8 protein-coding genes are annotated in these 9,181 nt (G+C 40.6%); 3 read left to right on the forward strand and 5 right to left on the reverse strand.

Features of this window, described 5'->3' with window-relative positions; genetic code table 11:
• The coding region (locus tag VB693_RS28380; RefSeq protein ID WP_323269182.1) for a glycosyltransferase family 4 protein at positions 1-1,062 on the reverse strand (1,062 nt) is incomplete at its 3' end.
• Positions 1,063-1,211: 149 nt separating this feature from the next.
• Here VB693_RS28380 and VB693_RS28385 point away from each other — a divergent pair.
• Positions 1,212-2,525, forward strand: a complete 1,314-nt coding sequence (locus VB693_RS28385) for an ABC transporter substrate-binding protein (RefSeq protein WP_323269183.1) — start codon at positions 1,212-1,214, stop codon at positions 2,523-2,525.
• Between the two features lie 156 nt (positions 2,526-2,681).
• Here the strand turns inward: VB693_RS28385 and VB693_RS28390 are convergent, their stop codons facing one another.
• The 3 genes from VB693_RS28390 to VB693_RS28400 all read right to left on the reverse strand — a co-directional run bounded on the left by VB693_RS28390 (position 2,682) and on the right by VB693_RS28400 (position 5,550).
• The gene (locus VB693_RS28390) at positions 2,682-3,377 is read right to left on the reverse strand and encodes a class I SAM-dependent methyltransferase (RefSeq protein ID WP_323269184.1); all 696 of its coding nucleotides are present in this window, start codon (positions 3,375-3,377) and stop codon (positions 2,682-2,684) included.
• 173 nt (positions 3,378-3,550) lie between these two features.
• Entirely contained in the window at positions 3,551-4,258 is a 708-nt protein-coding gene (locus VB693_RS28395) for an FkbM family methyltransferase (protein WP_323269185.1), read from the reverse strand.
• Positions 4,259-4,434: 176 nt separating this feature from the next.
• Positions 4,435-5,550 carry a class I SAM-dependent methyltransferase gene (locus tag VB693_RS28400; protein WP_323269186.1) on the reverse strand — a complete coding sequence of 372 codons (1,116 nt, stop codon included), beginning with the start codon at positions 5,548-5,550 and terminating at the stop codon, positions 4,435-4,437.
• A gap of 449 nt (positions 5,551-5,999) precedes the next feature.
• Between VB693_RS28400 and VB693_RS28405 the strand changes: the two genes are divergently transcribed.
• Together VB693_RS28405 and VB693_RS28410 are read left to right on the forward strand one after the other, a co-directional pair.
• The gene (locus VB693_RS28405) at positions 6,000-6,914 is read left to right on the forward strand and encodes an LD-carboxypeptidase (RefSeq protein WP_323269187.1); all 915 of its coding nucleotides are present in this window, start codon (positions 6,000-6,002) and stop codon (positions 6,912-6,914) included.
• A 53-nt stretch (positions 6,915-6,967) separates the two neighbouring features.
• Positions 6,968-8,425 carry a deoxyribodipyrimidine photo-lyase, 8-HDF type gene (locus VB693_RS28410; RefSeq protein ID WP_323269188.1) on the forward strand — a complete coding sequence of 486 codons (1,458 nt, stop codon included), beginning with the start codon at positions 6,968-6,970 and terminating at the stop codon, positions 8,423-8,425.
• Between the two features lie 97 nt (positions 8,426-8,522).
• Here the strand turns inward: VB693_RS28410 and VB693_RS28415 are convergent, their stop codons facing one another.
• Positions 8,523-8,999 (reverse strand): tellurite resistance TerB family protein, encoded by a 477-nt coding sequence (locus tag VB693_RS28415; protein ID WP_323269189.1) that lies wholly within the window; start codon positions 8,997-8,999, stop codon positions 8,523-8,525.
• Positions 9,000-9,181 lie beyond the last annotated feature (182 nt).

Genomic DNA, 9,181 nt, shown 5'->3' on the forward strand with positions numbered 1-9,181 from the left:
AAACCACTGCTCAGTGCGATCGCCCATTGCTTCTTGAGAATATTCTACCTCAGCCTGTTGACGACAAGCACGGCGATCGATTTTATCTAATTGTGCGATCGCATTCACCAATCCGTCAACGCTATCTGGTTCTACTAAAAAGCCAGTTTCACCATCTTTGACAATTTCCGTGAGTCCCCCACGACGATAAGCAATCACTGGTACACCACAGGCTAACGCCTCAATCGCCACGTTACCAAAGGCTTCTACCCAACGCGGTGTTACTAATAATGCCCGACATTTACCTAATTCCTGTTGTAGTTGTTCTGTGGGGAGAAAGCCTACATATTCTATGGGAGCATCGGGGTATTTTTGCAAAATTTCTTGCCAATATTGCTCATTTTGTTTAAACCCGAAAATTTTGAGGGTAATTCCGGTAATTTTTGCTGCTGCTACTGCATCCTCTAAAGCTTTTTCCGGTGCAATTCTACCCACCCAAGCCAAGGAATCACCCATTTCAGCACAGAACTGATAAATCGATAAGTCCATTCCATTAGCTAAACAACGACATTCTTCTGCAAAGGTAAATGTCTGTGCTTGTGTGAGTGAATGAACGCCAATCGTACCAGGAAACTTAGTTGCTACTTGCTCAAGTATGCCGTCCATTGCATCGGTTAAAGAACCCATGCTGATTAAATGAGCAATGGGACAGCTAAAAAATGGCGTCAGATATAAAGGTAGCCAATCATAGGCAAAGTTGACGATTAAATCATAATCTGTCTGAACTTGGTGAGCATAGTCCCACATATTCGCCAATACGGAGTTTTGCGGCAAAATAATCGGCTCATCACGAGTCTGCGTTTGCGCTGGTGTTTGGACTTCGCCAGAAATTTCCACCACTGGCACATTTTTTACTATTGAGCCACTAGGAGCTACTATCTTTAGAGTATGTCCACGTCGGATCATTTCCTGGGCAATATTACTCAGAGTGAGTTCTACTCCACCTCCCACGCCTGAACCAATCGCACCTACTGGTGTAGATAACATCAGCAACTTGAGTGAGTTGCTTTGATTTGTGATCATTTTCTTCTATTAAATATGACTATGCTATTAAACATGTTGGCTTTGGCTATGACGAATTACTAATAATAGTTTCCACGGGTTATTATTATTTGCAATGACAGATGATTATCATTTTCTAAATAAAACTCTAGTTGAGCTAATTACATACCATGAAAACTATTTATATTTTATCCCAAATTATACCCTATCTTCGGCGAATTACAAGTTTGTTGCAGAGTTCAATTCTGGTTATTTGCTTATGTTTTGGTCTTGTATTATCCGGCTGTCAACCGACAACATACCAAGATACTGGAGTTATACATCTCACTTTATGGCACTCGATTAATCCGCCTGTTAATCGGGATTTATTTCAAAAATTAGTAGCCCGATTTAACCAAGCTCATCCTGATATTCAGATAGAATCTCTCTATACAGGTCAACTAGACCAACAGTTACCTAAAATACTGACTGCTGTTGTGGGTAATGTCCCGCCAGATATGTTGTTTTTTAATCCCCAAATCACAGGTCAATTGGTGGAATTAGGAGCAATTCAACCTCTAGAAGGATGGCTAGATAAATCACCCCTCAAATCCGAAATTCTCCCCAATTGTTTTGCTGAAATGCAGCTAGACGGTCACATTTGGTCAGTACCACTGCTGGCTGGTAATGTTGGTGTTTTTTATAGACCAGATTTGTTTAAAGCGGCGGGAATTACCGAATTACCAAAAACTTGGCAAGAATTCAGAGAAGTTGCTAAAAAACTTACCATAGATCGCGATGGTGATCAACGTCCCGACCAGTATGGTTTATTAATGCCTTTGGGTAAAGGAGAATGGACAGTTGCAACTTGGTTGCCTTTTTTGTTCAGTAGTAATGGCACAGTCCTAGAAAATGGCCATCCTCATATGGTGAATGCAAATGCGATCGCTGCTTTACAATTTTGGCAAGATTTAATTAAAGACGGCTCAACTAAATTATCTGCACCAGAACGGGGATACGAAGAAGATGACTTTTTGGCTGGTCGTGTAGCGATGCAGTTGACAGGGCCTTGGACATTCATCATGAAAAGTCAAGTGGATTTTGGTGTCATGCCGATTCCGATCAATATTCGTCCTGGCAACGTACTGGCTAGTGGTAATATGTTTGTGATGAAAACCACACCTGAAAAAGAACAAGCAGCATCGAAGTTTTTAGAATACCTGATCAGTGAAGAATTCCAAACTGAATGGAGTATTGGCTCAGGTTTTTTACCGATAAATGTGAAATCTGCCCAAAGCCCAGCTTATCAAGAATTCATCAAGCAAAAACCAGTAATGAAAGTCTTTGTAGACCAATTATTTGTGTCAGATGCTAGACCCATTATTCCTGGCTACAGTCGCCTGTCTGATAGTCTAGGTCGTGCCATTGAGTCTACAATTCTAGGTGCATCTCCAGAAAAAAGCTTAAAAGAGGCTCAAGAACGCCTCGATTTAATTTGGAAATAAGTAATGAGTTCTGAGTAAATAGACCACAAATTAGGGGCGCACAAATGTACACCCCTAGTACCGCCGTGAATTAAAAATTTAAGTTGTGCTGTAATAGGTTTCTCTTAAAATTAATTCTGGGTTTTTGGCTGGAAATTGGGTATTTTTAAACAAAACCTACAACATAAACGAAGGAATAAATCGCCTGATTCCAGAAATCGTACTAACTTTTAAACTAGAAAGACTCCAAGGAGAGGGAGGTGAAAGGATAATGTCTTCTAAACGCCATAAAGCTAGAGATTTATCTGTGTTACCTGTATCATCGGATGGATCATCAAGTAAATAAAGAGGTTGACCAAAGTTAAAAGGAGGTTTTTCCAGATTTAATGCTCGCCAACAACCACTGGGAACATCTCGATTACTCGTCAAATTAGGATAAGTTGTAGTTAATAAATAAGTTGATTTACTCCGTTGAAAGTTGTGGAAAATGCGAAAAATATTTTGATAGGATAGATGCACTAAGCAATCTCGACAAATTATTAAATCTGCTTTAGGAATATCAGAGTTAGTAATATCTGCTGTTCTAAAGTTTATGCGAGAGTGAGTAGATTTTTTTTGAGCCTTTTCAATAACTTCAGGAACAATATCTAGCCCCACATAATCAATACCATCTAAAGAAATTTGGCTCATCCAGTTAAAATCTCCGCAAGGAGCATCTACGATAGACTGCACCTTTAAATTTTGTAATAGTATTGGCAAAGACTCACGGATTTTTGCAGTGATAGAAATTTCAGAGCCGCGGCCTGAAAGAGATTCTGAACTTTCCCAGAGATTAACTTTGTATATATGAGAAAATACCTGACTTAAGGCCATAAGAATATACTTAAACTACATGATCTGTAAACGCTCAAAATTTTAGCATATTCAGTTCAATAGAACTCATATTTTATTTTTGAAATATGCGTAGGGGGAGGTAAATTACAATGTGAATTTTTCTCCTGCAATCTTGTCGGTGTGTTAGGCTACGTAACACACCCTACAAATACTTAATCTAAGTCAAGATTATAGGCGAAGAAATTTCCGACATTAGAAAACCGAGCATCGGGATAGGGGATAAATTCAACTCTAAAGCGATGACTAATGAATAAATCTGCCAACGTTCCTACAGTATATTTCTCGAACCCTTCTACCTGTGCTGCACTGGGGATGGAGTCCATCAGATGATACTCCCCGACAAAACAGCAGACTTGTCGTAAGCGTTTAGAGGTGAGAAGTATAGGAAATTCACTTCCTTCACAATCGATTTTGAGAATTTTCACCGTTGAATCTCCAATGATATCATCAAGGGCTACTACGGTTACGGGTTGACCAATTGACGCGAAAATATTCCCTGATGCTGTGTTAATTCCCACAGTATCAGGCCCATCAGGTAACATTTGTGTATAGCCAGAATGATATAACTCAGCCTCTTGTTTATTGTCTGAACGCCAAACAGCTTTTGAATGGATTACCACATTTGTAGAAACAAGATTTTTTTGTGCTAGTTCAGCATTTTCTAAATTAGCTTCAAAAGCTTCGATTTTTCGCGCCCCTCGTTGCCAGCATAGGTAGGAAAAACATCCTATGTGCGCTCCAATGTCAATGATCCGATCTTCTGGTTGAAGCTTTTCAGGAATTCGATATTCGTTTTTTTCAACAACAGAACGGAAGGCTACTTCATCTATTGTGTTAGGCCGTAAGAAAATTTTAGTCATGGGAGCTTATGGATAATAAGTGCTAGCGTGAAAAAGGGTTTATGGATGTAAAATCATAGGGGTATAAGGGAACGATATTTTCATGTTTGTTTGTGTTTTTGCCACTGCATTGCTGATTTGTAAATATATCGTATTTGAGTCAAAAGCACATCAATTAACTAGTTTGACTTCAGTCTTTATTTTGTCGCCACAATACAAGTAGAAACGGGATAATCAGCATGAAATTCATCTAATTCTTCGGAAGTCAGTTCTTCAGTCGCCACCCCATGAAAGCTAGCGATTACAGTTAAAGGATTGCCATAGATGGAAAGTTGGCGTTGGGAAAAGTTGCGAAATAGCCAGTTTACACCATCAGGTAAGGGTCGCCAGTAGTCTCCAGGGCGATCGTGCAATCTTTGAGCATTAGGAACCATACAAAAGCATTTTCCTCCTGGTTTTAACCATTTGTAGATATTTTCAACAGCAATCCAAGGAGAATAACAATGTTCTAATACATTAAAAATTACCACCCCATCTAGAGATTCTGTTTCAATCAGCGAAACATCATGAACATCGCCTACTAAATCAATTCCAGAACCTGATTCTAAATTCATAATCCGATAGGTGGAGGCCAGGTCAAATTGATAGAATTCTCTATCCTTGGCAACACCGCCAACTTCTAAGACGTTTCCAACTACCTGATCCTTAATTTTACTTACAAATTTTTGCAGATAGTAGCGGTCAATTGGAGTTCCTCGTGTGAAGCCTGTAACGTGACAAATAGGATTTGTTTTCCTGAAATCACCCCAATTTAAAGCTCCAACCTCCGGTGAAATTAGTCCTATTTTTTCTAAACTTTCAACTAGCAATTTAAATGAGTTGAAGCTATCAATTTGTGATAAATCATCCTCTAATTTTTGTTGGGCAAATAATTCTAGTAATACTTGAGGACTTGTTTGACTAAAGCTATTAAGTTCTAATGTATTTTCTTGATCAATATAGCTTTTGAACCCATTACCCAGAATAGTTAGTTTTTGTTTTCCCAGGAAAACTAGCAATTCTTTTGATTCAGTTAGGGGTTGCTTATAGGGTAATACTGCTGTAGTGATTGACTGAGAAATTGGTGTCGATTGAATTACTTGAAACTTTTGATAGGCTGCTTCTAAGTTATGTTCACAAATAAAGATTTCTAATGTTGCCAGCCAAGATTTAGCTATTATTGGATATGTTTGTCGCTGACTCCAGCCAAATACCGCAAATACTTCAGATCCCAATGCTTGCACAAAAGCACTGGTTACATAGCTTTTTACCATAATTGTGAGTAATTCAAGTTGCAATCGAACATAGCTATATTACCCTGTTTTGTTACTTGGTACTTTCTCAAGGGTACGGAGTGAAGATACACTAACTCAGTGCTGAGTGCTGAGTAATGAGTGCTGAGTAAATTAAAACTTATTCGGTACTTCTGTACTTAATAAAAGCCCCTCCTCTCCCTACGGGACGCTGCGCGAACGTGGGCGGAATCTTTTTTTCAGGCGTAGGTTGATACCTCACAAGAAAGTGGGTGGTCTTTTAACTCAGCACCGGCTAAACGCCGCGCTACCGCTAACGGAACGGGCTAAACGCCCCGCTACCGCTAACAGCACTCTTCTTACCTGCATAGGTGGGTTTTGTCTGTATAGTGCTTTGTAAATTTAAGGTTGAGAATAAATAGCTTATAAATGTAAAATCCGATGAAATCTGCTCAACCAAACTATAATTGATGGAATCGAAAATATTACCTGCACCTCTTAGACCAGGAGATTTACTACGAGTGATCACCCCTAGTGGTGCGTTGCGAGAATTTAAGGCTTTGCAGCTAAGTATAGAAATTTGGCGATCGCGCGGTTATCGTGTCGAAGTGAGTGATAATATTCACTACAGTTGGGGATATCTCGCTGACAAGGATGAAAACCGCCGTCATCAACTCGCTACTGCTTGGCAAGATCCTGATTGTCGCGGTATCCTCTGCGCTAGAGGTGGTTTTGGTAGTACCCGCATCTTAGAAAATTGGTCTTGGGAAACTAACTCATCGACTCCTAAATGGCTAATTGGCTTTTCTGATATTACGGCTTTGTTGTGGAGTCTTTACAACGCAGGTATATCTGGGGTTCATGCTCCCGTAATGACAACTTTAGCCGATGAGCCAACTTGGTCAATTGAGCGTTTATTCAATTGGGTGGAAGGAAGACCGCTTGAACATCTCAAGGGTTGCCCTTGGGGCGGTGGTGTGGTCACTGGCCTGTTATTACCTGGAAATCTGACTGTAGCAACCCATTTGTTAGCTACACCCCTTCTACCCAATTTAGATGGTGTAATTTTAGCTTTAGAAGATGTCACCGAAGCACCATACCGCATTGATCGAATGCTCACCCAGTGGCGTTTAAGTGGTGTTCTAGGTAAAGTTAAGGGTATCGCTTTAGGAAGCTTTAGCAGATGTGAACCGCCTGCCAATATACCCAGTTTTAGTGTAGAAGAAGTTGTACGCGATCGCTTGGGGGGTTTAAATATTCCGATTGTCTCTGACTTACCTTTTGGTCATGATAGCCCCAATGCAGCTTTACCCGTGGGTGCTATAGCTACTTTGGATGCAGACCAAGGTGTTTTAAGCTTAGAAACAAAATTGAAGACGATTTGAAATGATGTGACTACAGTTTAAGCTAGTACGAGTGAACTATACATAAATCTAAAATGTCTGACTTAATTTTGTTTTGGCATCGTCGTGATTTACGCATTGCTGATAATACTGGATTAGCTTTGGCAAGAGAGCGAAGTTCTCACGTAGTGGGTGTTTTTTGTCTTGACCCTAATATTCTCCAACGGGATGATGTTGCACCAGCTAGAGTTACTTACATGATCGGCTGTTTGCAAGCACTACAACAGCGATACGCACAGGCGGGAAGTCAGTTATTAATCCTTCAGGGTGATCCTGTACAGGCGATTCCTAATTTGGCTGAGGTGTTGCAAGCTAAAGCTGTGTTTTGGAATTGGGATGTAGAACCATACTCCCAAACACGCGATCGCGCTATCATGGAAACGCTAAAAGCAAAAGGGATAGAATTTCTCACCCACAACTGGGATCAAATTCTGCACGCACCAGAGGAAATTTTCTCTCTTAGCAATGCACCTTACACGGTTTACACACCCTTCTGGAAAAATTGGTACAGCAAACCGAAGGCTAAACCAGTAGAAACCTTACAAAATGCGGCAGGATTAACGGAAGCAGAACAGGAACTGGCCAAACAAGCAGGAGCGATCGCCTTACCTACAGCTAAAGAGTTAGGATTTGTTTGGGATGCAGATTTAATACTTCCCCCAGGAGAAGCAGCCGCACAAGAAAAACTAGAGGAATTTACCGCCAAAGCTATTACAGAATACCAAGAACAGCGTAATTTCCCCGCCATTGATGGGACATCACAACTGAGTGCAGCTTTAAAATTTGGTGCGATCGGTATTCGCACCGTTTGGCAAGCCACAATAGCAGCATTAGAAAATTACAACAGCGAAGAAGCGATCGCAAGTATCCGCACTTGGCAACAAGAACTAGCTTGGCGAGAATTTTATCAACACGCTATGTATAACTTCCCGGAACTAGCTGAGGGTGCTTACCGTGATGCGTTTAAAACTTTCCCCTGGGAAAGTAACACGGCACATTTTCAAGCTTGGTGTGAGGGAAGAACCGGCTACCCCATCGTAGATGCAGCCATGCGCCAGTTAAATGAAATTGGCTGGATGCACAACCGTTGTCGGATGATTGTGGCTAGTTTCCTCACTAAAGACTTGTTAATTAATCCCCATTGGGGTGAAAAATACTTCATGCAGAAATTAATTGACGGTGATTTATCTGCTAATAATGGCGGTTGGCAATGGAGTGCTTCTAGCGGTATGGATCCCAAACCCGTGCGGATTTTTAACCCAGCTAGTCAGTCCCAAAAATTCGATGCCGATGCTGAGTATATCCGCCAGTGGTTGCCTGAATTGCGGTCTATAGATACGGAATATTTGGTGACAGGTAAGATTACACCTTTAGAACGTCACGCTGTTGGCTATCCTGAACCCATTGTGGATCATAAAAAACAGCAACAACTATTTAAACAACGTTATCAACAGCAAAAGGATTTAAGTACCCCAATCCCCTTGTATAAGTAGGTTTGCGTTAAAAATTGTCGTTATGACAAGGTAGGGGGCAGTATTGGGAAATGGGAGGGAAAGAGATTTCCCGTTTCCCCTTAATCCATCAGGGGAATTATTCCTCGTCCTCTTCCTCCTCTTCCTCCTCTTCCTCTTCCCCAAACACAGTATCTATAAGTTCTTGCGCTCGCTCATCGGAAATTTTTAAGGTTTCCTGAAGTTCAGAGATGTAATCTTGTTCAGTCTCAGGTACTTCTTCATCAATGCCTACGACTAAGATAGCGGTGATATACGCAGTTTCTCGATAATTTCTATTGGGTAAGGATTCGATCGCTTGGGCGATTAAATTTTCTGGTTCTTCTTCTTCAATTAAGCTGACAACTTTTTCGCTTAATGCTTCAAAGTCTTCATCAGAGTAATCTTCAAACAAGCTAACATTACCAAGAAATTCACTCAAAGCATATTCTTCTACTGAAGAAATACCTTCACCGTCAGCAGCTGCGGAAAACAATCCAATAATTGCGATCGCAACTTCTGGTTCTAAAGCGACTGAACTAGCGGTACGGCCTTTGGGCAAATTGCGTCTAGACATAATTATTCTTTAAAATTTACGGGATAGTTGAAGAGGTTAGTCACCGCTTCCTAAATTCAGGATTCCCCAAAAAACGCGGGAAAATACGAATAATATTGCTGGTTGATATGAATTTTTGTTACTAACAACCCAGGACATACACCCAGATTTCTGACAAATTCTGAAAAAATAGGTTTAAAAGC

It is taken from the genome of Anabaena sp. UHCC 0399 (assembly GCF_034931465.1).
Taxonomy (GTDB): Bacteria; Cyanobacteriota; Cyanobacteriia; order Cyanobacteriales; family Nostocaceae; genus Trichormus; species Trichormus minutissimus.

Coding starts and splice junctions, on each gene's coding strand:
- VB693_RS28400 (WP_323269186.1), bottom strand. CDS start 5,550: ATGGTAAAAAGCTATGTAACCAGTGCTTTTGTGCAAGCATTGGGATCT.
- VB693_RS28405 (WP_323269187.1), top strand. CDS start 6,000: ATGGAATCGAAAATATTACCTGCACCTCTTAGACCAGGAGATTTACTA.
- VB693_RS28385 (WP_323269183.1), top strand. CDS start 1,212: ATGAAAACTATTTATATTTTATCCCAAATTATACCCTATCTTCGGCGA.
- VB693_RS28410 (WP_323269188.1), top strand. CDS start 6,968: ATGTCTGACTTAATTTTGTTTTGGCATCGTCGTGATTTACGCATTGCT.
- VB693_RS28415 (WP_323269189.1), bottom strand. CDS start 8,999: ATGTCTAGACGCAATTTGCCCAAAGGCCGTACCGCTAGTTCAGTCGCT.
- VB693_RS28390 (WP_323269184.1), bottom strand. CDS start 3,377: ATGGCCTTAAGTCAGGTATTTTCTCATATATACAAAGTTAATCTCTGG.
- VB693_RS28395 (WP_323269185.1), bottom strand. CDS start 4,258: ATGACTAAAATTTTCTTACGGCCTAACACAATAGATGAAGTAGCCTTC.